Raw genomic sequence first — 25902 nt, 5'->3', positions numbered from 1 at the left:
GGGTTCAGCACCCATCTGAATGAGAAAAGGGGCCCAAGGGCCCCTTTTTTAGTGTTGCTTCGGGCGTCTGACCGCTCAGGCCACGTACATCACCAGGTTCTCTGCCACGCAGGCAGGCTTGTCCTCTCCACGGATTTCCACGGTGGTTCGGTAGGTGGCCAGCGTGCGCTGATCATCCACCCTGGACACATCCAGCAATTCCATCTTGCTACGGATATCCGCCCCGGATTTCACCGCCGCAGGAAAGCGCAGCTTATTGATGCCGTAGTTTATGCTGGCGCCTTTGCCCTGCACGTCAATGACCTCCTGATTCAGCAGTGGAATCAGCGACGCTGTCAGAAACCCATGGGCGACGGGGCTTTTCCACGGCGTTTCCCGCGTGGCCCGCTCAACATCCAGATGAATCCACTGGTGATCGCCCGTGGCGTCCGCAAACGCCTGAATCATCTCCTGGGTGACGGTTTTCCAAGGGCTGTGGCCAATGGTAGTGCCGCAAAAATGTTCAAGATCGTTTAATTCAACAGAGAGCATATCTGCTTCCATGGTGCACAAGGTGCAAAGTCAGAGACTCAAACAGCGTACCCGGGATTCTTGCTATCCAGAAGCCGAACCAATGCGGGCCAGGTCAATGCCGCCGCACTACCCAGCGACTGAGACTGGTCAGCGGTTGTCTGAATGGCCTGCTCTGACGGCATGCAGGTTGGCCCACAACTCTGGGCCTTGACCTGGATCTCGCAGGCCTTCATCAGAAAATACAGATAGGTGAACGTCTCCGGCACGTCCTTGCCCGCCGTCAGCACGCCGTGATTGCGCAGCATCATCATCGACTTGTCACCCAGATCCCTGATCAGCCGCTCGCGCTCATCCAGGTTCAGTGCCACACCTTCATAATCGTGATAGCTCAGATGATTCAGGCACAGCATCGCCGTCTGGCTCAGGGGCAACAGACCATCCCGGTGCGCCGACACAGCCACCCCATCCGGCGCGTGCAGGTGCATCACCGCTCCGGCATCCTCGCGGCCCATGTGAACGGCACTGTGAATGGTGAATCCGGCCGGATTTACACGGGCGAGGCCGCCAGACTCCACCACCTGGCCATCCTTATCCACCTTCACCAGTGACGACGCGGTGATTTCATGGAACAGAAGCCCATAGGGGTTGATCAGGAAATGATGATCCGGCCCTGGCACCCGTGCCGAAAGGTGGGTGAACACCAGATCGTCCCAGCCAAACAGCGCCACCAGGCGATAGGCGGCGGCCAGCTCGGTACGGACCTTCCATTCGGCTTTTCTCAGATCCCGTTGTGATGACTGATCGTCGGTTGTCGTCATGATGAGAGCCTCAGCTGTCAGCCTGCCTGCAACAAAGTGGCGTATTGCTCCAGATGGTAATCGTCATCCCCCAACTGGTGATTGATGGCGATCAGCCGCTTCGCGTAGTGGGCAAAGTTATACTCCCAGGTCATGCCGATACCACCGTGGGACTGAATGCCGGCCTCGGAGATGAATTGACCGGCACGGCCAATCACGTTCTTGGCGGCGGCCAGCACGCGGCGGCGTTCATCACTGGGTTCGCTGTCGGCGACGCTGGCGGCAAGAATTGCCATGGAACGAGCCTGCTCCAGTTCCGACATCATATCCACCATACGGTGCTGCAACACCTGGAACCGGCCGATAGGCACGCCAAACTGCTTGCGCTGTTTGAGGTAATCCAGAGTCAGCTCATTGGCCATTTCCATGACACCCACAGCCTCGGCGCAGATGGCGGCGATGGCGCGACCGGCCTGATACTCGATCACCCCGCTAGCCTTGCCTTCTTCTCCCAGCAACGCGTCGGCACCGACCTGGACGTTGTTCAAGGTAATGTCACAGCCGCGGGAGCCGTCGATAGTGGGGTAAGCTCGGCGCTCAACGCCAGCGGTATCCGGGCTCAGGGCAAACAGGCTGATGCCGTCGGCATCGCGGGCGTCGCCTGAGGTGCGTGCGGACACCACGATCAGGTCGGCACAGTGGCCGCTGATCACCACGGCCTTGCGGCCGTTCAGAGCATAGCCCTCGCCGTTTTTCTCGGCACGGGTTTCCACGTTATTCAGGTCATAGAAGCTCTGGGGCTCTTGCAGGCCTACAGCGGCTTTCAGTTCGCCGCTGGCGATGCCGGCCAGCCAGGTGTCTTTCTGGGGGTCGTTGCCTGCCTGGCCAATCAGGCCGCCGCCCAGAATAATGGACTGCACATATGGCTCCAGGCAAAGCCCGCGGCCCAGCTCAGTCATAACGGACTGAACTTCCACACCGCTGCCGCCAAAGCCACCGAGTTCCTCGGAAAAAGGTACAGCGGTCAGGCCCAGCTCGCTAAGCTGCTGCCAGAAATCGGCGCTGAAGCCCAGTTCCGTCTCACTGAACGCCAGTCGTTTTTCAAAACTGTACTCACCGCGCACCAGCCGTTCCACGGTGTCCTGCAGCATCTGCTGCTCTTCATTAAGTCGGAAATCCATGGTCGTCTCCTTAAAGCCCGAGAATCATTTTCGACACGATGTTCTTCTGGATCTCGTTGGATCCGCCGAAGATCGACAGCTTGCGGTTGTTGAAGTACTGGGCCGACAGGGGAGCGGCATCTTTATCCGACAGGAAGTCGCCCTCGTAATCCATATTCATCTCCTCTTCGAGGAACGGCAGGGCATAGGGCCCGATCGCGCGGCGGGCGAGATCATTGATGGCCTGGCGGATCTCGGTGCCTTTTACTTTCAGCATGGAACTTTCCGCACCCGGCACACCGCCACCTTCAACAGAGGCAATAATACGCAGGTTGCTGATGGCGGCTGCCGTGAGGTCGATTTCCACTTTGGCGATGCGCTGACTGAATGAGGGGTCCTCAAGCAGCGGCCGACCGTTTTTCAGGCGGCGTGATGCCAGGTTTTTCAGGTGCGACAGTGCTGCCTTGGACATACCGATACCGGCCAGGCCGGTGCGCTCGTAAGTCAGAAGATACTTGGCATAGGTCCAGCCTTTATCCTCTTCGCCCACCAGGTTCTCAACCGGCACCTTCACGTCCTCGAAGAACACTTCGTTAACTTCATGCTCACCATCCAGAGTGATGATGGGGCGCACGGTAATGCCCGGTGTGTCCATATCGATGAGCAGGAACGAAATACCTTCCTGGTTCTTGACCTCGGTGTTGGTACGCACCAGGCAGAAGATCATGTTGGCGTGCTGGCCCAGGGTGGTCCAGGTTTTCTGGCCGTTAACAATGTAATGGTCGCCATCACGCACAGCACGGGTTTTAAGAGACGCCAGGTCAGAGCCCGCGCCGGGTTCGGAATACCCCTGGCACCACCAGTCCTCGCCGCTGAGGATGCGCGGCAGGTACGCCTGTTTCTGTTCCTCGCTGCCGAACTTGATGATCACCGGCGCCACCATATTCACCCCGAACGGGATGGAGCGGGGAACGCCGTAACGGCAGGATTCTTCGTCCCAGATGTGCTTTTGCACGGGCGTCCACTCTACACCGCCGTACTCTTCCGGCCAGTGGGTCGCGTACCAGCCCTGCTCGCAAAGGATTTTCTGCCAGCGCTGATGGTCCTCTTTGGACAGGCGGCGGAATCCTTTCACTTTGGCGGCGATGTCGGCCGGCAGCTTTTCATCCAGGAACGCACGCACTTCGTCACGGAAGGCGAGTTCCTCGGCGGTGTAGTTCATGTTCATCGAATCAACCTCGTTAATGCATTACAGCGAAAATATATACCGCATAGCAGAATTACTCAATGATCTTTCATGGGTTGCTCGTCTGTCAATGCTAATGAAACAACAAAACACAGAGTAATTACCGATTTCATTAAAATTTGGTTTCACTCACTTGTTGATAACAAAAGTATTGTCTATATTCGAAAACACGGAAGCTGGTACTGCTATGCGAAACCTAACAATCACAAAATACCGCACAGTGAAACAGCGTGATTGATTTGGTGTGTCCCAGTGCCGGCACCGGAACGTCCAATAACAACGACATGAAATCAACTCCGTTAAGAGGTTTGAGATGACAACAACAATACCTTCCCAGGTGCGTCCCTTGCTCCGAGCCGTGGCTATTGCCGGGCTGCCGCTGATGGCCATCGGTTCCGGCTCCGCGCTGGCGCAAAGCACTGAGCTGGACGAACTGCGAGAGCGGGTCCAACAGCTGGAAAACAAACTGGAAGGCGCCGTGTCTACCGCGCCTGAATTGACAGAAGACAACCCCTATTTGCTGCGAGACGGCGACGGGATCAAGATTGGAAGCACAACGATTTCATTCGGTGGTTTTATCAAGGCCGACGCTATTTTTGGTTCCCACGGGAATGGCAGCCTGAACAGCTACAGCATTGGTTTGCCGAGAACCTTCGCGAGTGCCGCGGCTTCGGATGAAAGCGACTGGAAGACCGGTTTCTCGGCCCGGGAATCACGGATCAGTATCGGCACCAAAACCGAGGATGTCGTCGGTCACACGCTGACCACCTACCTGGAGATGGACTTTAACCAGGACCTTAACGACGGCATGAATGAAACCGGTAACGAGATCGTGTCCAACAGTTATTCCCCCCGTTTGCGCCAGGCCTACGGTTCCTGGAACGGCTGGGATTTTGGTCAGACCTACACCACGTTCACCGACCTGGCGGCCATGCCGGAAATTCTTGATCAGGGTAAGCAAGCGGCTTTTATCTACGCAACCCAGCCTATGATTCGCTACAACATGGCTGCGCCCGGCGGGAAGCTGATGGTTTCCCTGGAGAATCCCGAAGACGGCTACTACGGCAACTCCTACGACGATCAGTCCTACCCGGATCTCGCAATGCGGTACCAGATCCGAGGTAACTACGGGTTTTACTCCATTGCCGGTTTGCTGCGGAATTTTGAAGACAACGCAGCGGATGAAACCATAACTGACGGAGCCGTATCTTTGAGTGCCCGCATTCCGACGGTTGGCCGTGATGATCTGCGCCTGCAGTACAGCTATGGCGCGCTCGGCCGGTACATGGGCCTGCTGACATACCCGGACGTGGATCTGGCAGCTCTCGCCCAAGGCGATGTCGAACCTCTCAAGACCTATGGTGCCACAGCGGCCTATCGCCACTTCTGGTCGCCTGCATGGCGTAGCACCCTGACGGTCTCGCACACGGAAATTGTTGATGATCTGGTTGCACCGCCTGCCGGAACGTTGAGTTACTTCGACTCGTCGACCTCGGTTCACGCCAACATACTATGGTCTGCCCACCGCAATCTGACGCTGGGGCTGGAGTACGCCTATTGGGATTTCGGTGAGATTGCCACCAGTAGCAGCATGCAGTATGAGCAGGTCATGGCCTCCGCGAAACTGAGCTTCTGATCGATAAACGTCTGACATAAATCAATTCTCAGGTGCTTTTATGCATCCTTGCCTTGGAGTGCTCCCCCCGCTCCGGGGCTTTTTTGTGGGCATAAAAAAAGCAGAGCCGGAGCTCTGCTTTTTGGCGCTATGGGTAGCAGGATCAGCTGAAAGCCTGAATCCCGGTCTGTCCGCGGCCCAGAATCAGGGCGTGGACATCGTGAGTACCTTCATAGGTATTCACCGCTTCCAGGTTCATCACGTGGCGGATGACATGGTATTCGTCGGCGATACCATTGCCGCCGTGCATGTCACGGGCTACCCGTGCGATGTCCAGGGCCTTGCCGCAGTTGTTGCGCTTGAGCATGGAGATGGCGTCCGTCGAGTAGTTGCCGGCGTCTATCATACGGCCCAGTTGCAAGGCGCCCTGAAGGCCCAGGGTGATCTCGGTCTGCATATCCGCCAGCTTCTTCTGGATCAGCTGGTTGGCCGCCAGAGGCTTGCCAAACTGCTTGCGCTCGAGCGTGTAATTGAGGGCCGCGTGCCAGCAGAACTCGGCAGCGCCCATGGAGCCCCAGCTGATGCCGAAACGGGCCTTGTTCAGGCAACTGAAAGGACCTTTCAGACCTTCTACGTCGAGCTTGTTCTCGTCCGGGACAAAGACTTCGTCCATAAAGATGGACCCGGTCTCGGAAGCCCGCAGGGAAAACTTACCCTCAATCTTCGGCGTGTCCAGGCCCTTGGCACCTTCGCGTTCAATCACGAAACCGGTGATTTTGCCCTCGAGCTTGGCCCAGACCACACAAACATCGGCAATGGGGGAGTTGGTGATCCAGGTTTTGGAGCCACTGACCAGATAGCCGCCGTCGACTTTCTTGGCGCGGGTTTCCATGTTGCCCGGGTCAGACCCATGGTTGGGCTCGGTCAGGCCAAAGCAGCCCACTTTTTCGCCGGATGCCAGTTGGGGCAGGATGCGTTTTTTCAGGGCTTCCTGGCCAAAGGCGTGAATCGGGTGAATAACCAATGACGACTGGACACTCAGGGCTGAACGATAGGCGCTATCAACCCGTTCCACTTCGCGGGCAATCAGGCCGTAGCACACGTGGTTCAGGCCGGGGCCGCCGTATTCTTCCGGCAGGGTAGCGCCGAGCATGCCCAGATCGCCCATGTCGGTAAAAATGGAACGGTCGAACTTCTCATGCCGGTTCGCTTCGGTAATGCCGGGCATCAGGCGCTGATCGCAGAACGAACGGATACTGTCACGTACCTGACGCTCGGTTTCATCCAGTTGCTTGTCGAACTGCAACAGGTCATCCCAGGGTGCGGAAGCCATGGTGTGTCTCCTCAGAAAATTAGTCGGTTGCTCTTTTAATCAGATACTCGCTCAATAACAGCGGCAATGCCTTGGCCAACGCCAATGCACATGCTGATCAATGCGTAACGTCCGCCACTGCGTTCAAGCTGGCGGGTGGCGGTCAATGCAATCCGTGCACCGGACGCCCCAAGGGGGTGGCCAACCGCAATGGCGCCACCGTTGGGGTTCAGCCTGGAATCGGTCGGGTCGATGCCCAGTTTGTGGGTGCAGCCAAGAACCTGGGCCGCAAAGGCTTCGTTGATCTCGATGACGTCCATATCGTTGATGCCGAGGCCCGCACGGGCGAGGGCCTTCTCGCTGGCGGGTACCGGGCCGTAGCCCATGACCTGTGGCGGAACACCCGCGATCGCTGCGGATACAATACGGGCACGGGGCTGAATACCGGCCTTTTCGCCGGCTTTGCGAGAGCCGATGATCAGGGCCGCGGCGCCATCGTTGATACCCGAGGCGTTGCCGGCAGTCACCACGCCTCCTTCGAACAGCGGGCGCAGGCCGGCCAGTGCCTCGTGGGTGGACTGAGGCCGCGGATGCTCATCGCTGTTCACGCTGACGGGTGGTTTTTTCCGGCCCTGAGGGACGTCAATGGGCATAATCTCTTCATTATAGAAGCCATCTTTCAGGGCAGCGTCGTATCGGGCCTGGCTCTGAGCGGCAAACTGATCCACGGTGTCCCGGCTGAGGTTGAGCTCCCTGGCAATGTTGTCGGCGGTTTCGGGCATGGTGTCGGCACCGAAGTCGGCCTCAATGCGAGGGTTGGGGAAGCGGGCCCCGATGGTGCTGTCAAAGGCACGAAAGTCGCGGCTGAACGGGCTTTCGCTCTTGGCCATCACAAACGGTGCCCGGCTCATGCTTTCAGCGCCGCCGGCGACAAACAGCTCGCCCTCATCGCAGCGAACCGCCCTGGCGGCGTCGATGATGGCTGCCAGGCCAGAGCCACACAGGCGGTTAACGGTCAGGCCACCGGTTTCAACAGGAAGGCCGGCCAACAGTCCGGCGTGGCGGGCCAGGTTTCGGGCGTCCTCGCCGGCCTGGTTGGTGCAACCGGCAATAACGTCTTCGTAGGCCTCAAGGGCAAAGGCGTTGCGCTCAACCAGCGCTTTGATAACGCTGGCCAGAAGGTTGTCAGGGCGAACCCTGGCCAGTGCGCCGGCGTGTCGACCGAAGGGTGTTCGTAGCCCATCGTAGATGAAAGCGCTCATGGCATCTCCCATTTGATCAGACATGGTTCCCATTGTGATCTTCCGTTTGTAAGGAGGGAAGGGGTGGGCTTGTCATGTCATTAGTGTTGATATAGTTTCGTATAGCGGAATTAAGTTTTGTATATTGATTGTTGAAGACTAATCCGGGTCTGTTTGAAATGCAACCGATACCACCAACCAAGGTCAGTAATCTGCTATGAGCCGTTTTCTGGTTCCTGCTGCGGTTTTTCTGGAGCTTTTGGCGCTTTGCCTTTCCAGCATAAAGGTCAGTGCCTTTGCGGGTGTGTTGTTTGTGCTTTATTTCACGCTGGCGCTGAGGCGGCTGCAATCGTATTCCCGTTACCTGTTCCTGATCTCGCTGGTTGTGATCGGTTATCTGGGGGTTATCCGGCAACTGACCGCCGAGGATCTGATGCGTGCCGCGTCCAACGCTGCCTTTTATGCGGCGTTCCTGGGAAGCCTGGGGATGATGCAATGCCTGGTTCGACGGCTTGAGGTGCTGCAGCGTATACACGATGTGCTGCTAGGTGGTCGCCCGGCGTTGCTGTACCCGAAATACGCGGTGGTGAGTTGCGGCATTGCGTCAGTGCTGAACTTCGGCGTGATGAACCTGCTTTGCGGCACGTTGTCGGATACCCTGCGGCAGCGGGGTATTACCGGGGCTTCGCGGGTGCGCTGGTTGCGCAGTGTGCTGATCAGTACATTGCGAGGATTTGCGCTGGTGCCGCTGGTTGCGCCAACCAGTGTTGCGGTCGCCATTATTACCCGTGAAGTACCCTCCCTGAGCTGGTCGGGCCTGCTGCCCTATGGCATTGGCAGTGCGGTATTGCTGGTTCTGGTGGGATGGGGGCTGGAGCATAAGCGTTTTCGTAGGGTCAGCGTTGAGCGCGAACCGCTGGAAGCCTGGCCGGCCGGAAGTGGGCGGCTAGTATTGCTGGTATTGGTTATCTTTACGTCGATGGGACTGCTGGTGCAGTTAACGGAACTGAAGGTGTCGGTGGCCGCCATGCTGACGGTGCCGGTGGCCACCCTTCTTTATATGTTCTGGCACGATCGCTCGCCAGCTATGGCGATACGGGAAGCCACTGACAATATGCTCGGTATGAGCAACGAGATGTCTATCTTCGCAGGTTCCGCCGGGTTAGGCGTGGCGTTGGTCTCGGTGATTCCGGCGGATGCCCTGGCAGGCATGGCCACTGGTGAACTGGGAGTATTTTTACTGGCAGTGTGTGGGTTACTAATGATGCCGATGCTCTCAGCCATCGGCATCATCCCGATTACTGTGCTGAGTGTTCAGGCGGGGTTGATGCCACAATTGGTCGCCGAGGGTGTGAACCCCCTGCCGATTGCGGTCGCCCTGGTGATTGGTTTCTCCCTGGCCATGATGCTGTCGCCGTTCGGCCCGGCTGTCATGTTGCTGTCACGATTCGGGCAGGTGTCACGCTGGCTGGTGGCGTTTGGCTGGAACGGCGCTTTTGTCCTGCTCTCCATTCCGCTGTTATTGCTGATGCTGTGGGGGATGTTTGTGATGGCGCCGGCCACGAGCTGATTGATGCATACAACGAGCGGCGCCAATGTTCAGTGGTTCAGTAGCCCCGGCTGGGGTCCACGATGCCGGAAATCGGCTGACCATTATAGTGTGCCTGGATCTTACCGGTGATCTGCTCCAGGGTGGCCTCCCTCAGGGTGCGCGCCGAGATATGTGGCGTAATGGTGATCTCCGGCCGCTGCCAGAAGGGGTGATCCGCGGGCAGGGGTTCCTGGCGAAACACATCCAGGGACGCCCGGGCGACATGGCCGTCTTCGATGGCTTTGATCAGGTCCTCTTCCACCAGGTGTTCTCCCCGGCCCACGTTGATCACCACGGCATTGGGCATGAGTTGGCTGAGGTGCTTATGATTGAGGATGTCCCGGGTTTCGTCGGTCAGTGGAAGAGTGTTCACCAGAACCCTGGTTGATTGCAGGAAATCGGTCAGGTTTTCGGTACCGGAAAAGGTCGAGACGCCGTCCAGGTCGTGCTTGCTGCGGGCCCAGCCGTTGACCCGGTAATCCAGGCCGGCGAGGGTACGTGCCACCCGCTTGCCAATATGGCCAAGGCCCATGACGCCTACTGGCCACTCACTGCGCTTGATCGGGCGATGAATTTTCCAGGTACCCTGGCGTTGCTGCTCGCGGTAGGTTTCCATGCCCCGGCTGGCTTCCAGTAGCTGGTGCAACACGTATTCCGCCATTTGCGCGGACATGCCGGCATCTTCCAGACGCACGATGGGCAGTTGAGGTGGCAGATTGGGCACGGCCAGCAACCCATCGATTCCCGCGCCCAGGTTAAACACGGCTTTAAGCCTTTTCTCGCGCTCAAACAGTTGTTCCGGTGGTTGCCAGACAATGGCGTAATCGGCATCCACCGCCGGGCCGTTGGCGTCCCATACGTGAACCTCGGCTTCCGGAAGCAGCTCCTTTATGGGAACGGTCCAGCGCTCCGGTTTGGGGTCTCCTGCTACAAATAGAACTTTCATGTGCTCTCCGGGGTTGTCATCGGCTTCTAATTCAGTTACCAAGTTTCACATTGCAGAATAATATACCGCAAACTATCCGTAAACCCGGGGTCTTGTGTCGCGATATTGGAAGAGAATTGAAACATAAAGGAAGAGTGTTTCATATTTGGCACGACTTTTGATAATGGTTTCTGGTACTTGATATCTGCAGCGATTAAAATACCGCATCTTTTCTTACTATCCGAACATAGCCCCGGTAGTCCGGGCACAGCGGATCAGGCGCAGCTGTTGGAGGACGCCCGTTTATGACAAAAGCACAAGCCACCCCGCCGGAACTCCTGGCAGCATCCGGTGATGGTGAACCGGTAAAGCCTGAGAAAGATCGCAAGTTTGTAGAGGCACTTTCCCGTGGCCTGGATGTGCTTCGCGCCTTTAGCCAGGGCTCGGTGATTCTGGGCAATCAGGACATCGCGCGCCTGACCGGGCTGCCGAAACCCACCGTTTCGCGCATGACCTACACCCTGACCAAGCTGGGTTACCTCAGTTATAACGCCCAGTTGGAAAAGTACCAGCTCAGCTCCGGTGTATTGGCTCTTGGTTACGCCTACGTTTCCAACCTTAAAGTGCGCCAGCTGGCTAAGCCTTACATGGACGAGTTTGCCCGTCAGACCAACATGTCCGTGGGCCTGACGTGCCGCGATCGTCTGCACATGATCTATGTGGAAAATCGCCTGCCGCCGGAAGCATCGCTGCTGCGTATGGATATCGGTCTGAAGCTGCCCATGGCCACCACATCGGCCGGTCGAGCCTACTACTGTGCCATTTCGGATAAAGGCCGCAAGGTCATCACGGATGCCATGGAAGCCAAGTATGGTGACGCCTGGCCGGAGAAGCAGGAGGGCCTTGAGCGCTCGATGGAAGACTACAAGAAGTATGGCTTCTGCCTGTCGCTCGGCGAGTGGGATCGCAACATCAACTCTGCGGGTGTGCCCATTCACCTGCAGGATGGCACCATTATGGCGCTGACTTGTGCGGCGCCTTCCTATCTGATTTCCGGGGAAAAGCTGCGGGAATCCATTGCTCACCAACTGGCGATGCTGGCCAGCGATATTGAATCGCTCGGTGTTTGATTTTGCGGGCTAACTGATAAAGCGTGGGCCCGGACGGGGATCTCTCTCCGAAACCGTGCGGAGCCATGGATGGCGGAGCCGAGCGTACAGGGATGTATTTACAGCGTGTTTCGGAGAGAGATCCCCGTCCGGGCCTTCCCCGAGCCGATTTTCTCGAAAAACCCCAGAATTCGTTCTGGGGTTTTTTTATGCCTGCATTTTAGTTCATGGTTGAAACCTGCCGAAAACTTGTATTAAATCGTGACTATGTTTCGCTTGTTAAAACTACATTCCATATATGGCGAGGAGATATTATGTCTGAGGTCGTGACTTATAACCGGGAAGGCTCCATCGGCGTGATCACCGTGAATTATCCGCCGGTGAACGCCCTCAGCCATGCGGTTCGTTCCGGCCTGGTGGCTGCACTGGAGCAGGGCCAGAAAGACGCCGACGCCAAGGTACTGTTGCTGGTGTGCGAAGGCCGCACTTTTATTGCCGGGGCCGACATTAGCGAGTTCGGCAAGCCCATGCAGGATCCGGGGCTGCCGTCCGTTGTTGACCAATATGAGAACTGCGACAAGCCAATTGTTGCGGCAATTCATGGCACTGCGCTGGGCGGTGGCCTGGAAACCGCTTTGGGTTGCCATTACCGGGTGGCCTTGAGCAGCGCCAAGGTGGGATTGCCGGAAGTAAAGCTGGGCTTGTTGCCCGGAGCCGGGGGCACTCAGCGCCTGCCACGTTTGACGGGTGCGCAGAAAGCCCTGGAAATGATCACTTCCGGTGAGTTTGTTGGCGCTAAAGACGCTCTGGCCCTGGGCATTGTTGATGCGGTTGAAGATGGCAATGACATCAAGGCCGTTGGCCTGGCCTACGCACAGAACATTGCCGATGAAGGAAAGCCAGTTCGTCGCGTACGGGATCTGACCGATAAGCTTGAGGCCGACAAGGGTAGCGAGGTGTTTGAACAGTTCCGCGCTGGCCTGCAGAAGAAAGCTCGGGGCCAGTTTTCCCCGTTCAAGTGCGTGGATGCGGTGGAAGCCGCCTTCAGCCTGCCCTTTGAAGACGGTATGAAGCGTGAGCGTGAACTGTTTATGGAGTGCATGGAGTCCCCACAGCGTGCGGGCCTGATTCATGCCTTCTTTGCCGAGCGGGAAGTCTCCAAAGTGAAAGGTCTTCCCAAGGAAACACCTGTTCGTGACATCCATAAAGTGGGTGTTATAGGTGCAGGCACCATGGGTGGCGGCATTGCCATGAACTTCGCCAACGCCGGGATACCCGTGACCATCGCCGAGGTCAAGCAGGAGGCGCTGGACAAGGGTCTGGCAGTGATTCGCCGAAACTACGAGAACACCGCGAAGAAAGGCCGTATCACCCAGGCCCAGGTTGAGGAGCGCATGAGCCTGATCAGCGGCACCCTGACCTATGACGATTTCAGCGATGTGGATCTGGTGATCGAGGCGGTGTTTGAAAGCATGGAACTGAAGAGAAAGATTTTCGGTCAGTTGGACGACGCCTGCAAACCGGGTGCGATTCTGGCGTCCAACACCTCCACCCTCAGTATTGATGACATTGCGGCGGCAACGAAACGTCCGCAGGACGTGATTGGCCTGCACTTCTTCAGCCCCGCCAACGTGATGAAGCTGCTGGAAATTGTGCGCGGCGAAAAAACCTCTGATGAGGTCAAGGCCACCGCCATGGCGTTGGCGAAGAAGATTCGCAAGGTCGGGGTCATGGTGGGCAACTGCTATGGCTTCGTTGGCAATCGCATGCTGCACAAGCGAGGCGCAGAGGCCATGGCGCTGGTCAACGAAGGTGCGAGCCCGCAACAGGTGGACAAGGTACTGACCGACCTGGGCTTCCCCATGGGGCAGTTTGCGATGTCGGACCTGGCCGGTATCGATATTGGCTACAGCATCCGTCAGGAGCGTCGCAAGGCAGGTGAGGACGTGCCGGCGAGCTGGATGGATAAGCTGGCGGAGCAGGGGCGCCTTGGCCAGAAGACCCAGGCGGGCGTGTACAGGTACGAAGAGGGTAATCGCAAGCCGATTCCCGATCCGGAAGTGGACCGGGTTATTGCCGAGTTCCGTCAGGAGCAGGGTATCAAGTCCCGCGAGATCACCGACCAGGAGATTCTGGAGCGGTGCATGTACGTGATGGTCAATGAGGGTGCCAAGATTCTGGAGGAGGGCATTGCGGACCGGTCCCTGGATATCGACATTACCTGGATCTACGGCTATGGCTTCCCGGCCTATCGGGGTGGGCCGATGTTCTGGGCGGATCAGATTGGTCTGGACAACATACTTGGCACCGTTGAACAGTTCTACGATGACCTGGGGGGCGAGCAGTGGAAGCCAGCAGCCCTGTTGCAAAAACTGGTCAGTGAAGGGCGCAAGTTTTCGGACCTTTAAAAGCCTGGCCTGCTGGTGTGGTGGCTGGTCCCGAGGCGGGGTGCCTTTTCTTCTGGGAAAAATAACTCGCTGCGCTCAGACATCTTTTTCCCGGCAGAAAAGGCACCCCACCCCGTGACCGACCATACTGCCGAGGTTTGAGCCACCTACACGTTTACGAAGGAGTTTGTTATGTCTGATGCCGTTATTGTTTCCACTGCCCGTACCGGTCTTGGTAAATCCTACCGTGGCGCACTGAACAACACCCACAGCGTGGATCTGGCCGGCCATGTGATCCAGCAGGCTGTGCAGCGTGCGGGTATCGACCCGAATATTGTTGAAGATGTCATCCTCGGCGCTACGTTCCATGAAGGCGCCCAGGGCAAGAACATCGCTCGGCTGGCGGCGATTCGTGCCGGTCTGCCGGTAACCACCGCTGGCCTTTCGATCAACCGTTTTTGTAGTTCCGGCCTTCAGTCCATCGCCATTGCCGCCCAGCGGGTGGTGTCGGAGAAGGTACCGGCCATGGTGGCGGGTGGCGTCGAATCCATTTCCATGGTGCAGAACGAGAAGCTCAACAGCTTCCACGCTACCAACGATTGGCTGATGAAGAACAAGCCCGAGTTGTATCTGGCGATGATTGAGACCGCCGACATTGTCGCGCAGCGCTATGGCGTTAGCCGTGAGGCTCAGGACGAGTACGCGTTGATCTCCCAGCAGCGCACCGCCGCAGCTCAGGAAGCGGGTCGGTTTGACGATGAAATCGTGCCCTTTGACGCCACTATGATGGTGAAGGACAAGGAAACGGGGGATGTCAGTTATAAGGACGTCACCCTGACCCGTGACGAGTGCAACCGCCCCAACACCACTCTGGAAGGCCTCCAGGGCCTGAATCCGGTGCGCGGAGACAATCAGTTCGTCACCGCCGGTAACGCGTCCCAGCTGTCTGACGGTGCGTCCGTGTGTACGGTGATGAACAGCGCCTATGCCGAGAAAAACAACATCGAGCCCATGGGTATTTTCCGCGGCTTCGCGGTGGCGGGCTGTGAGCCGGATGAGATGGGTATTGGCCCTGTTTTCGCGATTCCACGCCTGTTGGAGCGGAATGGCCTGAAGATGGACGATATCGACCTGTGGGAATTGAACGAAGCCTTCGCGTCGCAGGTAGTTTACTGCCGTGATCGCCTGGGCATTCCCATGGAAAAGCTGAACGTCAACGGCGGCTCTATCTCCATTGGCCATCCCTACGGTGTCACGGGCTCTCGTTTGGCCGGTCATGCCCTGATCGAAGGTAAGCGCCGTGGTGCCAAGTATGTGGTCGTAACTATGTGCATTGGCGGTGGCCAGGGCGCGGCTGGTCTTTTCGAGGTGGTGTAAACAGAATGGACAGAAAAGCCAAAGCCGTCGTCTGCCGCGAATGGGGCCAACCCGTTCAGGTGGAAACCATTACCGTGGAAGGTCCGAGGCGGGACGAAATCACCATCAGGATCGGAGCCTGTGGCGTTTGCCATAGTGACCAGTCCGCCACCACCGGCAAAATTCCCTACCCCGCGCCCCTGGTGCTCGGTCACGAAGCCGCCGGTGTTGTTATTGAAGTGGGCGAGGGTGTCACCGCCTTCAAGGAAGGCGACCACGTGGTCAGTTCCTTTATTTCCATGTGCGGCAAATGCCGTCAGTGTGTTCGTGGCCGCCCGGTGCTCTGTGAAAACGCCCGTAAAGCCATGTTTACCCTGCCCGATGGCACTGTTCGCACCAAAGGCGCGGATGGTGAGGATCTCAACGTGTTCGGCGCCTGCGGCGTGATGGCGGAATATGCCACCATGCACGTGGACAACTGCGTCAAAGTGGATGAATCCGTGCCCATGCAGAACGCCGCTCTGGTGGGCTGCGCGGTGATGACCGGCGTTGGTGCCGTGTTCAACACCGCCAACGTTGAACCGGGGTCCCGCACGGCGGTATTCGGTATAGGCGGCGTGGGGCTGAACGCCATTCAGGGCTGCGTCACCGCCGGCGCGGAAATGATCGTGGCAGTGGACAACAACGAGAAAAAGCTGGAAATGGCCCGTGAGTTCGGTGCCACGCACACCGTCAATATCAGCGAGGTGGAGGACGGCGCCAAAGCCGTGAAAAAACTCACGGGCGGCGTGGACTACGCCTTCGAATGCGTGGGCGCCGGCGCAGTGGTTGAACAGGCTTACAAATGCCTGGGTCGGGGTGGTACCGCCGTGGTGGTGGGCGTTTCAGACCCAAAGGATAGAACTTCTATCACCACATTGACGCTTCCAGCCGACGAGAAAACCCTCAAGGGCAGCTGGCTGGGCTCCGCACGTCCACAATACGATTTCCCACGTATCCTGGGGCTCTACAAGGCGGGCAAGCTCAAACTCGACGAACTTGTCACCCGCACTTACCACATTGATGACGCACCCCAGGCCTTCGATGATATGTTGGCTGGCAAGAACGCCCGTGGCGTGATCGTGTTCGACTGATTCAGGAGCAGAACCATGAATGATCTCAGCAAAAACTACATCAACGGCCAATGGCAGAACTGGAATGGTGAGACCATTGATGTTCACGAAGCGGCCACTGGCGACGTGATTGCCAAGGTTCCCGCCTCCGGTCGCGAGGAAATGGAAAAGGCCATCGCCGCTGCCAGCACTGCTTTCGAAAGCTGGTCGGAAAGCACACTGGAAAAGCGATTGCACGTGTTGGAGCAATTGCATGCCGGCCTGAAAGAACGGGCGGGTGAGATAGCCGAAACGGTATGCCGGGAAGTGGGGATGCCTATCAAACTGGCCACCGGTATTCAGGCGGGGCTGCCGGCCACCATCACCAAAAGCTACCTGAAAATGCTGCCGGAATTCACCTTTGCCGAACAGGTCGGCAACTCCGAGGTGCAGTACACGCCGGTGGGTGTGGTGGGATGCATCACCCCCTGGAATTACCCTCTGCACCAGGTCATCCTCAAGGTGGTTCCGGCCATTGCCGCCGGTTGCACGGTGGTGCTCAAGCCGTCTGAAATCGCGCCCCAGAGTGCCTATATCCTGGCGGATATTCTGGACCAGACAGACCTGCCCGAGGGTGTTTTCAACCTGGTCTGCGGCGAAGGCCACACCGTGGGCGACACCCTGATCAAACATCCGGACGTCAACATGGTGTCGTTCACCGGCTCCACCCGCACCGGCAGCCTGATTGCCCACGCTGCTGCCGATGACTTCAAGCGCTTTGCCCTGGAGATGGGCGGCAAGTCCGCCTCGGTTATCCTGTCGGATGCCGACCTGGCGAAAGCGGTCAAGGGAACCGTCAACAACTGCCTGCTGAACTCAGGTCAGACCTGTACGGCGCTGACCCGCATGCTGGTGCCGGCCCAGAAGCATGACGAAGCCTGCGAACTGGCCGCTAATGCGGTGGCGAAAATGACGCCGGGCAATCCGCTGGAAGAAACCACACGCCTGGGCCCGCTGGCTTCGGCCCAGCAGCGGGACAAAGTCATCGACTTTATCAACATCGGTATCAAAGAAGGCGCCACCCTGATTGCCGGCGGCCCGGAAGCTCCGGAAGGCTGCGACAAGGGCTACTTCGTCAAGGCCACGGTGTTCGGCAACGTCAAACCTGACAGCCGCATTGCCCAGGAGGAGATCTTCGGCCCAGTGCTGTGCGTGATTCCTTATCAGGACGAAGCCGAGGCCATCGAGATCGCCAATGGCACTGCCTATGGACTGTCCGGCGCTGTCTGGTCGGCCGATGACGCCCACGCGAAAAAAGTGGCAGGCAAACTGCGCACCGGGCAGGTGTTCGTCAACGGTGGGGACTTCAACCCGTTGGCGCCGTTTGGCGGCTTCGGCCACTCCGGTATCGGGCGTGAGTTTGGTAAGTGGGGACTTGAAGAGTTTCTGGAGGTGCGGTCCCTGCAGCTTTAAGCCTGCTCGTCAGCGGGCAAGGCCCGAGGTGGGGCCCTTTTCTTCTGGGAAAAAGAACTCGCTTCGCTCAGACATCTTTTTCCCGGCAGAAAAGGGCCCCACCCCGTGCCTGACGGACTGTGGCGGATAGGTCTCTGTTCAGGCCGTTCCGCCAAGCATTACACGAACAGCGGTACAGGCGTCCTCCAGCTCCTCTTCACGAGGTTCGCGACCGTTGATGATGTCGCTGTACAGGCAGGATTCGGCCAGGCGCACCATGAAGTAGGACAGGCTGTTCACGTTCAGGGGTGGATTAATATGTCCGCCCGCAATCTGATCCCGAAGGGTGCGGGTGTTGGCCTCAACAGTACGGCTGTGAAGCGTGGACTGGGATGACGTCAGGATTTTGAGTGCGTACTCCGGGTCTTCGCGGATAAACCGCCGCAAAGGTTCAGAGTGCAACAGGGTGGAGTTAATGTGACGGTATACCCCGACGACAAAGTCGACGCCGTTCCCCGGTGTTGCGTTCAGCGCTTCCAGCCTCAGGGGTTCGTAGAGTGACCAGAGCACTTCCCCCAGCAGTAAATCCTTGTTGCCAACCCAGCGAAACAGGGTGGCCCTGCCAATATTCAATTCTGCAGACAGCGATGCCAGATGAATTCGTTCACCTTTCAGCCACATTCTCCGTGCACGCCGGAAGGCATCTGCTGGTGTCGCCCTTGTTGTTGTTTTTTCTGTCACTGCAACCTCGTATCGGTACTCGATTTCATTCTAACGACAAAACAGGAAGCCCGCTATGAAGACCAGAATCACCGAATTGTTTGGTATCCGTCACCCGATTATCCAGGGTGGCATGCATCACGTGGGTTATGCAGAGCTGGCAGCAGCCGTCTCCAACGCCGGTGGTCTTGGTATAATCACCGGGCTGACCCAGCCTACCCCGGAAGACCTGTCTCGGGAAATTGCACGTTGTGCTGAGATGACCGACCAGCCTTTCGGAGTAAACCTGACCTTCCTGCCATCCTTCAAGGCGCCCCCCTATCCGGACTATATCCAGGCCATTGTCGACGGTGGCGTCAAGGTGGTGGAAACCGCCGGGCGCAGTCCCGAGCAATACATGCCGCAGCTCAAGGCCGCGGGTATCAAGGTTATCCATAAATGCACCTCGGTGCGCCATGCCCTGAAGGCCGAAAAAATTGGTTGCGATGCGGTCAGCGTGGACGGCTTCGAATGTGGCGGCCACCCGGGCGAGGATGACATTCCCAACTTTATCCTGCTGCCCCGCGCTGCGGAAGAACTCACCATTCCATTTGTTGCGTCAGGTGGTATGGCGGATGGTCGCAGCCTGGTAGCCGCGATGGCACTGGGTGCAGAGGGCATGAACATGGGTACCCGTTTTCTGGCCACCACAGACGCCCCCATCCACAATAACGTCAAGCAGGCCATTGTCGAAGCGGACGAACTCCAGACCCGCCTCATTATGCGGAACCTCCGTAACACCGAGCGGGTAATGAACAACGCTGCCGTGGAAGAAATCATCCGCATCGAGCACGCGAAAGCCGGTACCGAAACCATTGATGACATTCGCCATCTGGTCACTGGAGTGAAAGGCAGATTGGTGCTTCAGGAAGGTAAGATGGATGAGGCCGCCTGGAGCTGTGGCATGGTGGCGGGACTGATTCACGACATTCCCAGTTGTGAGGAACTGATTGGCCGCATTATGGATGAAGCAGACAATATTATCCGTCAACGCCTGCTGGGCAGCCTGGAGGCCTGATATCGGCGTGATACATTTGTGAACTTTTGGCTCTACACTGGTATCAACTAACGGTAATTTGCGAGCTTCCAGAGCCAGTAACTTATGACACGAAACGTACTGATTGTTGAGGATAACCCGGGTATCGGGGAGCTGGTGCGAATGCACGTGGCGGACCTTGGCATGAATGCTGTTCTCTGTGACCGGGGCGATACCGGGCTGGAGCGTTTTCGCGAAGGGGACATCGACCTGGTGGTGCTTGATCTGATGTTGCCTGGAATGGACGGTCTCTCGGTGTGTCGGGAGATTCGCTCCGGCCCCGGGTATGTGCCGGTGCTGATGCTGACAGCGAAAAGCACGGAGCTGGATCGTGTACTGGGCTTGGAGATGGGGGCGGACGATTACCTCACCAAACCCTTCAGCGTGGCCGAGCTGTCGGCACGGGTGAAAGCCCTGTTCCGGCGGGTGGACGCCATGTCGAGTTCGTCAGGCGAAACGTCCGGGCCCGAAGAGTTGGGTGAATTGGACACTGAAGGTTTGCGTATCGATCCGGCCAGGCGCCGAGTGTTCGTATGGGAACAGGAGGTGGAACTGACGGCCCGCGAGTTCGACCTGCTCTGGCACTTTGCCAGCCACCCGGGACGAGTCTTCAGCCGGGTTCAGCTGCTGGACAAGGTCTGGGGATACAATCACGAAGGGTACGAGCATACCGTCAATACCCACATTAATCGTCTGCGCGGCAAGATTGAGCAAGACCCGGCGCGACCGGAGTTTATCGAAACCGTCTGGGGGGTGGGCTATCGCTTCCGGGACTGAACCATGCTGAAGACACTCTACACCCGGCTGACGTTAGGTCTTTTCCTGCTCCTGTTGGCCGTTGGTCTGCTGTACACCTTTTTCAGCTTGTATTCCCTGCGGGAGTACAACGCGTCTGTTAATCAGGAGCTGCACCGGGATCTGGCGAAAGACCTGGTGGCAGACAGGAATCTGGTCAGTGAAGGGGAACTCGACCGCGGCGCCCTGAAAGAACTCTTTGCGCTGTACATGACCATCAATCCCAGCATTGAAATCTATCTGCTGGATTTGGACGGCACCATTCTCTCTTACTCCGCTGATCCGGCGAAGATCAAACGCAAGCAGGTCTCGCTCGAACCCATCCGCCGCCTGATGAACGATATGGACAGCTACCCGGTACTGGGCGACGACCCCCGCAGCCATGACCGGCAGAAAGTCTTTTCCGTAACGCCGGTGCCGTCGGCTGAAAACCCTGAAGGGTATCTCTATGTGGTGCTGCGCGGCGAGGAATACGATGCTGCGGAAACCATGGCCCGGGGTGGCCAGTTGGTGGAGTTGAGCGCCTGGGCTCTGATTATCAGTCTGGCGGTGGTGATGATAGCGGGGCTGGCGGTCTTCCGGCTGCTGACACGCCGGCTGACCTTGCTGACCCGGCTGGTGGAAGATTTCGAGCACAGTGACATGAGTCGACAGGCCCTACAGAGCACCTGGCGGGGCCGGCGGCCAGTGGTGCGCGACGAAATTGACTACCTGGGTGCCACCTTTGATGACATGGCTAGCCGAATTGCGTCCCAGATCGAACTGCTGACGGAAAAAGACGCCCAGCGCCGGCAACTGGTGGCCCAGGTGTCCCATGACCTGCGTACGCCGCTGGCCTCGATGCAGGGCTATATCGAAAGCCTCAAGCTCAGGCGTGACCGGCTGACAGCGGAAGAGCAAGATCGCTTTCTCGACATTGCCCTCAAGGAGGGCCGACGCCTGAGCCGCCTGGTGGACGAGCTGTTTGAGCTTGCTGCTCTCGAGGCCCGGGAAAAGCAGCCCGTGCCGGAACCCTTTCCGCTGGCGGAGTTGGTGCACGATGTAGTCCAGAAACATGGACAGGAAGCCAGCACCCGGCAGTTGGAACTTGTGGTGGATGGCGATCCGGACCTCCCCCTGGCGTACGCGGACCTGGCCATGACCGAGCGGGTACTGGACAACCTGATCGGCAATGCCATTGCCTACAGTCCCTCAGAGAGCCGCATTGAAGTGGTGTTCGGGCAGGCGGATGGGCTGCCGCAGGTCTGTGTGCACGACAGTGGCCCCGGTATTCCGGAGGAGGACCTGCCCCACATTTTCGATCCTTTCTACCGGGGCGAATCGTCCGGCGGTTCCGGCCACGCCGGCCTGGGGCTGGCTATCGCCCGTAGGATCATGAGTCTTCAGGGCGGTGATATCTGCGTTGAGAACCTGAGCTCCGGCGGGGCATCCTTCTGCATACGCTTACCGGTAGGGCCACCCGAATAGGGCTGCCTGCATCCATAATGATCTCTCCGGCGTTATACAAACGTAATAAACTGGAGAAAGTGATGTGATGAATCCCGTGCAAACTGGTCTCAGTATTCAAAAGGCAAGAGGTTAAGGTTATGAAACGGTATCTGTTACTGACGTCTATTGCGGCAGCGTTCGCATTGACCGGTTTCCAGGTTGGCGCCTCCAAAGGGACGGAATCACAATACGCCCCGGATGACCCAGGCCTGGCGGTTGCTACGTTCGCTGGTGGCTGTTTCTGGTGCGTGGAAGCGGCGTATGAAGAGAAAGTACCCGGCGTTGTTGAGGCGGTGTCTGGTTATAGTGGCGGCGATGAGAAGAACCCGAACTATAAACAGGTAGCTGGTGGCCGCACAGGCCATACCGAGGCGGTCCAGGTGTACTACGACCCTGACACGATCACCTATGAAGGCCTGCTCCAGGCTCTGTGGCGTACGGCCAACCCGACCGACGTGAAAGGCCAGTATGTGGACCGGGGCAAACAGTACCGGCCGGCGATTTTCTATCACAACGACGCCCAGAAGCGCGCCGCCGAAGCCTCGATAAAGGCACTGGAAGAATCCGGCCGTTACGATCATCCGGTCAAGATTGAAGTGGTGCCTTTCGAAGCGTTCTACGACGCCGAGGAATACCATCAGGATTACTACAAGAAGAACCCGGTGCGCTACCAGTTCTACACCTTCAACTCCGGCCGCTACCAGTTTATCGAGAAAGTCTGGGGCGAGGACGAGAAAGTGGACTATGCGCAGTATCGCCCCGAGAACAACGGTGGTTCCGCACAGGCCACTGTTAACAAAGCATCTGAGGGCAATACCGGCATGAACCTCAGCCGGGTTGAGGCATTCAATCCGGACACGTTCACCAAGCCTGACGACAAAACACTCAAGGCACGGTTGACCGAGACGCAGTACGAAATCACCCAGGAGGATGGCACCGAGCCTGCCTATCGTAATGAGTATTACGATGAAAAACGGGCCGGTATCTACGTGGACATTGTGTCCGGCGAGCCGCTGTTCTCTTCCCGTGACAAGTATAAGTCCAACACTGGCTGGCCCAGCTTTACCAAGCCGATCAGCCCGGACATGGTGGTGGAGAAAGAGGACAACAGCTTCTTCATGACCCGTACGGAGATCCGTAGCCGCTATGCGGATTCCCACCTCGGGCACGTGTTCAACGACGGCCCGGCGCCAACGGGGTTGCGCTACTGCATGAACTCGGCCGCGCTTCGGTTCATCCCGTTGGAGAACATGGAGAAGGAAGGGTATGGCGCGCTGATCAGTGAAGTGAAAGAAGCCAGCCGTACCGCTTCCAACTAAAACAACCCGTTACAGCCAGAGATCCCCGATGGGGGTCTCTGGCGAAAAGTGATGCTGGACCTGCGCCATCAGCAACTCGGCGCTGGCCAGCGCATCCACCAAGGCATTGTGCGGTGGGTAGTGTGGCAGCCCATACCGCCGCCGGCTGTCTGCCAGCCGAATTGAGATCGGCTGCTGACCCTTCAACTTCTGCCACCAGGAGCGTTTCCGGTTCGGATGCAGGTAAGCCTCAATGGCCATGGTATCCATCACCGGAAAGCGTATGTCCTCCCCGATTCGCCACTTCAGTGCCATGTTCAGGAACGGACGTTCGATATTGCGGTAGTGCACCACCGGTACGCGCCCGGCCATGCTTTCCAGAAATTCGTCCAGTACGTCGGCCAGATCAGGGGCCTTGTCGATATCGGCATGGGTTATGCCATGTATCGTGATAGAGGTCTGGTGTAACGGCAGTTGCGGTTTCACCAGCCAGTGCCGCGAACCACCCAGTTGCACACGGTCAAGGGTAAAGGGCACCACACCGATACTGACGATGGAGTGACTGTCAGGGTCCAGGCCGGTGGTTTCGAAATCCACGGCTACAAACGGGACGTCGCTCAGAGGCGTTTCCGGCGCCACACAACCTGCCCCGTAGAACGTCTTCAGTCGCGGGTCTTTCGTTTGTGTTGCCAGTTCCCGGTACTGTTCGGGCCAGGACAAAGTGTCGATCTGTGCTGTCTTACCATCAGACATTCCGGGTAGCCTGGGGGTTGTAGCGGAATTTGAGGAACTTTTGTGCCTGGCCGACCACCTGAAAAGCGTCTTTCAGGTGACTGCGTTCGAATGGCGAAAGGTCTTCCGGCCGCACATTGTTGTCTGGCTCTCTTCCTGCTTCGATGGAGAGGGCCTGATGTCGAATACGTACTATGGCAATAAACTCGAAGGCATCCCGAAGGTTATCAACGCCATCTTCCGGGATCAGTTTGGTTTGCCCAATGGCCTTGAGCCGGTTGAAGGTATTCTGTGCCCGTGAGCCACAGGCCAGGGCATGCACCCGGATCAGATCCGACACCGGTGCCGTGCCGCGACGCTTCAGGTTGAAGGTCTTGGCCTGCTTGCCGCTTTCCTCCATCACAAAGGTACGGAAAAAGCCCAGCGGTGGCGTGCGGTTGAGGGCGTTGCGGGCCAGCATGGCCAGGAAGCGCTGGCTATTGCTCGCTTTATCCGCAATGAAGGTTTTCAACTCTTCGGTATATTCGGTGCGGCCATGGATGCCGTCCAGGTCGAAGAAGATATTGCTATTGAGCAGCGCCTCCGCCTTGGGATTTTCGATCCAGTCGGCGAAGTATTCCTTCCACACCCGCAGCGGTTGTCGCCACTTCTGGTTGGTGGCCATGATATCGCCGGTGCAGTAACTGTAGCCGCACTCTGCCAGGCCATCACTGACGAACTTCGCCAGGGCGAGGAAATACTCATCGTGCTGGGCCGGATCGAAGCTGTCGTCCAGCACCATGGCGTTGTCCTGGTCGGTGACAACGAGTTGTTCGTCCCGGGCCATGGAGCCGAGTGCCATAAAACAATAAGGCACGGGTGGTGGCCCCAGCTTTTCCTCTCCCAGCTCAAGCAGTCGTTGGCTGAAGGTGCGCCCGATGCCAGCCATGGCACTGCCGATCATATGGGAGTTCGCATCTTCACGGACCATGCGCACAAAGGTGTTGGGCACGTCCTTGCTCAGGCGCTTCAGGCCCTTCACATCCTGCTGATGATAGATGTTACTGACCAGATACAGGCTGCTCTGGGATTCGTGTTTGACGATGTCCGACAGTGCAATCACACCCCGCACCTTGTCACCCTCCATTACCGGCAGGTGGTGCACGTTGTTGTGCAGCATGGTCAGCATGGCCTCGAAAATGAAGGCGTCGGAACGGGTGGTGATCAGCTCTTCCGTCATGATGTCGCTGATGGGTGTTTCCGACGGCAGTGCCTCGCAGAGGGCGCGGGTGCGCAGGTCACGGTCGGTAATGATGCCTGAAAGCCGGGGCTGTTTGCCGCTCTCGTCCATCAGCAAGAGGGCCGACACTCCCCGGTCCGTCATGATTCGGGCGGCCTCCTGAAGGCGCACGGTGTTGGGCGCCATCACGGGCTCGCGGGAAATCAGCCGGGTCACCCGTGCTGTCATCGGTTGATTCGATTTCTCCCGCCGTGAAAGTGCCGACCGAAGACGTGAATGGTCTTCAATTTCGACAAAATCGGTGAAATTCTCGTCGTTTTCCCACAAATATTGAAATATTTCGTCGGGAATCAGGTAGATCAGGGAGTCTTCAATAGCCTTGGCCGGAAACCGCACGGTTTTGTTCATCAGCAGACCAAACTGACCGAAAATCTCACCTTCGGTAATGCGGTTGTATAGCTCGCCAGAGCGGCGATAAATCTCGACGGCGCCGCTGCGCACATAGTGCAGGTAGGTGTTTCGTTCGCCCAGCGTGAGAATGTCTGTGCCAGCGCGGAAATAGGCGACTTCGATGCTGGAGACGATACGGTCCAGGACATTCTCCGGCATTTCATCAAACGGGGCGTGCTGGGCCAGGTGGTTGCGTATCTCGATCAGCTCTGCCTGCATTGTTCGCTTCCTTTTCGCACCGGTTACGCCTCTGGAATTTATCACGCAATATAGCAGTGGCGCTGTTTTACGGCCATGATGTTGGGCAAGATAGAGTTGGTTTACACACGA

21 protein-coding genes are annotated in these 25902 nt (G+C 57.7%); 11 read left to right on the top strand and 10 right to left on the bottom strand.

Annotation, left to right across the window (positions count from 1 at the left end; genetic code table 11):
- Positions 1–75 precede the first annotated feature (75 nt).
- From B3M52_RS17745 to B3M52_RS17730, 4 genes are read right to left on the bottom strand one after another with little or no spacing between them, the layout of a single operon-like run.
- The gene (locus B3M52_RS17745; RefSeq protein ID WP_036202105.1) at positions 76–531 is read right to left on the bottom strand and encodes a MaoC family dehydratase; all 456 of its coding nucleotides are present in this window, start codon (positions 529–531) and stop codon (positions 76–78) included.
- A gap of 38 nt (positions 532–569) precedes the next feature.
- Entirely contained in the window at positions 570–1331 is a 762-nt protein-coding gene (locus B3M52_RS17740; RefSeq protein ID WP_091641502.1) for a class II aldolase/adducin family protein, read from the bottom strand.
- A gap of 17 nt (positions 1332–1348) precedes the next feature.
- Positions 1349–2491, bottom strand: coding sequence for an acyl-CoA dehydrogenase family protein (locus tag B3M52_RS17735; protein ID WP_075195539.1), 1143 nt, complete (start codon positions 2489–2491; stop codon positions 1349–1351).
- Between the two features lie 10 nt (positions 2492–2501).
- A complete protein-coding gene (locus B3M52_RS17730; protein ID WP_075195538.1) occupies positions 2502–3698 on the bottom strand; it encodes an acyl-CoA dehydrogenase family protein in 1197 nt (398 codons plus the stop codon).
- A gap of 331 nt (positions 3699–4029) precedes the next feature.
- Between B3M52_RS17730 and B3M52_RS17725 the strand changes: the two genes are divergently transcribed.
- Positions 4030–5352 carry a DcaP family trimeric outer membrane transporter gene (locus B3M52_RS17725; RefSeq protein WP_226909969.1) on the top strand — a complete coding sequence of 441 codons (1323 nt, stop codon included), beginning with the start codon at positions 4030–4032 and terminating at the stop codon, positions 5350–5352.
- A 142-nt stretch (positions 5353–5494) separates the two neighbouring features.
- Here the strand turns inward: B3M52_RS17725 and B3M52_RS17720 are convergent, their stop codons facing one another.
- Entirely contained in the window at positions 5495–6664 is a 1170-nt protein-coding gene (locus B3M52_RS17720; protein ID WP_036202119.1) for an acyl-CoA dehydrogenase, read from the bottom strand.
- Positions 6665–6699: 35 nt separating this feature from the next.
- The gene (locus B3M52_RS17715) at positions 6700–7905 is read right to left on the bottom strand and encodes a 3-oxoadipyl-CoA thiolase (RefSeq protein ID WP_036205534.1); all 1206 of its coding nucleotides are present in this window, start codon (positions 7903–7905) and stop codon (positions 6700–6702) included.
- Positions 7906–8101: 196 nt separating this feature from the next.
- Here B3M52_RS17715 and B3M52_RS17710 point away from each other — a divergent pair, with 196 nt between their 5' ends.
- Positions 8102–9454 (top strand): hypothetical protein, encoded by a 1353-nt coding sequence (locus tag B3M52_RS17710; RefSeq protein WP_075195536.1) that lies wholly within the window; start codon positions 8102–8104, stop codon positions 9452–9454.
- 37 nt (positions 9455–9491) lie between these two features.
- Here B3M52_RS17710 and B3M52_RS17705 read toward each other — a convergent pair whose 3' ends face one another.
- A complete protein-coding gene (locus tag B3M52_RS17705) occupies positions 9492–10421 on the bottom strand; it encodes a 2-hydroxyacid dehydrogenase (protein ID WP_075195535.1) in 930 nt (309 codons plus the stop codon).
- Between the two features lie 284 nt (positions 10422–10705).
- On the opposite strand from B3M52_RS17705, the gene B3M52_RS17700 reads away from it, so the two are divergent.
- The 5 genes from B3M52_RS17700 to B3M52_RS17680 all read left to right on the top strand — a co-directional run bounded on the left by B3M52_RS17700 (position 10706) and on the right by B3M52_RS17680 (position 17816).
- Positions 10706–11530, top strand: coding sequence for an IclR family transcriptional regulator (locus B3M52_RS17700; protein WP_041335593.1), 825 nt, complete (start codon positions 10706–10708; stop codon positions 11528–11530).
- A 293-nt stretch (positions 11531–11823) separates the two neighbouring features.
- Positions 11824–13917, top strand: coding sequence for a 3-hydroxyacyl-CoA dehydrogenase NAD-binding domain-containing protein (locus B3M52_RS17695; RefSeq protein WP_075195533.1), 2094 nt, complete (start codon positions 11824–11826; stop codon positions 13915–13917).
- A gap of 171 nt (positions 13918–14088) precedes the next feature.
- A complete protein-coding gene (locus tag B3M52_RS17690; protein ID WP_075195532.1) occupies positions 14089–15273 on the top strand; it encodes an acetyl-CoA C-acyltransferase in 1185 nt (394 codons plus the stop codon).
- 5 nt (positions 15274–15278) lie between these two features.
- Positions 15279–16385 carry a zinc-binding dehydrogenase gene (locus B3M52_RS17685; RefSeq protein WP_041335596.1) on the top strand — a complete coding sequence of 369 codons (1107 nt, stop codon included), beginning with the start codon at positions 15279–15281 and terminating at the stop codon, positions 16383–16385.
- 15 nt (positions 16386–16400) lie between these two features.
- The gene (locus tag B3M52_RS17680) at positions 16401–17816 is read left to right on the top strand and encodes an aldehyde dehydrogenase family protein (protein WP_075195531.1); all 1416 of its coding nucleotides are present in this window, start codon (positions 16401–16403) and stop codon (positions 17814–17816) included.
- Positions 17817–17954: 138 nt separating this feature from the next.
- On the opposite strand, the gene B3M52_RS17675 is transcribed toward B3M52_RS17680, so the two are convergent.
- Positions 17955–18476 carry a QsdR family transcriptional regulator gene (locus tag B3M52_RS17675; RefSeq protein ID WP_174447638.1) on the bottom strand — a complete coding sequence of 174 codons (522 nt, stop codon included), beginning with the start codon at positions 18474–18476 and terminating at the stop codon, positions 17955–17957.
- Positions 18477–18591: 115 nt separating this feature from the next.
- Between B3M52_RS17675 and B3M52_RS17670 the strand changes: the two genes are divergently transcribed.
- The 4 genes from B3M52_RS17670 (at position 18592) to msrB (ending at position 23192) form a co-directional block, all read left to right on the top strand.
- The gene (locus B3M52_RS17670) at positions 18592–19572 is read left to right on the top strand and encodes an NAD(P)H-dependent flavin oxidoreductase (protein WP_075195530.1); all 981 of its coding nucleotides are present in this window, start codon (positions 18592–18594) and stop codon (positions 19570–19572) included.
- 84 nt (positions 19573–19656) lie between these two features.
- On the top strand, positions 19657–20367 hold the full coding sequence (locus tag B3M52_RS17665; protein WP_036202148.1) for a response regulator transcription factor: 711 nt from the start codon (positions 19657–19659) through the stop codon (positions 20365–20367).
- Positions 20368–20370: 3 nt separating this feature from the next.
- Entirely contained in the window at positions 20371–21852 is a 1482-nt protein-coding gene (locus B3M52_RS17660) for a sensor histidine kinase (protein WP_075195529.1), read from the top strand.
- A 119-nt stretch (positions 21853–21971) separates the two neighbouring features.
- Positions 21972–23192 carry a peptide-methionine (R)-S-oxide reductase MsrB gene (msrB, locus tag B3M52_RS17655; protein ID WP_075195528.1) on the top strand — a complete coding sequence of 407 codons (1221 nt, stop codon included), beginning with the start codon at positions 21972–21974 and terminating at the stop codon, positions 23190–23192.
- A 9-nt stretch (positions 23193–23201) separates the two neighbouring features.
- Here the strand turns inward: msrB and B3M52_RS17650 are convergent, their stop codons facing one another.
- Positions 23202–23924: a 3'-5' exonuclease gene (locus B3M52_RS17650; RefSeq protein WP_075195527.1), complete on the bottom strand. Its 723-nt coding sequence runs from the start codon at positions 23922–23924 to the stop codon at positions 23202–23204.
- Positions 23917–25791: a putative nucleotidyltransferase substrate binding domain-containing protein gene (locus tag B3M52_RS17645; protein ID WP_036202158.1), complete on the bottom strand. Its 1875-nt coding sequence runs from the start codon at positions 25789–25791 to the stop codon at positions 23917–23919. Before B3M52_RS17645 ends, B3M52_RS17650 begins: the two co-directional genes overlap by 8 nt.
- Positions 25792–25902: the final 111 nt, after the last annotated feature.

The sequence above is a fragment of the Marinobacter sp. UBA2688 genome (genome assembly GCF_002352785.1).
Taxonomy (GTDB): domain Bacteria; phylum Pseudomonadota; class Gammaproteobacteria; order Pseudomonadales; family Oleiphilaceae; genus Marinobacter; species Marinobacter salarius.
The sequence above is the reverse complement of the archived record's forward strand: the minus strand, read 5'-3'. Positions and strand labels throughout refer to the sequence as shown.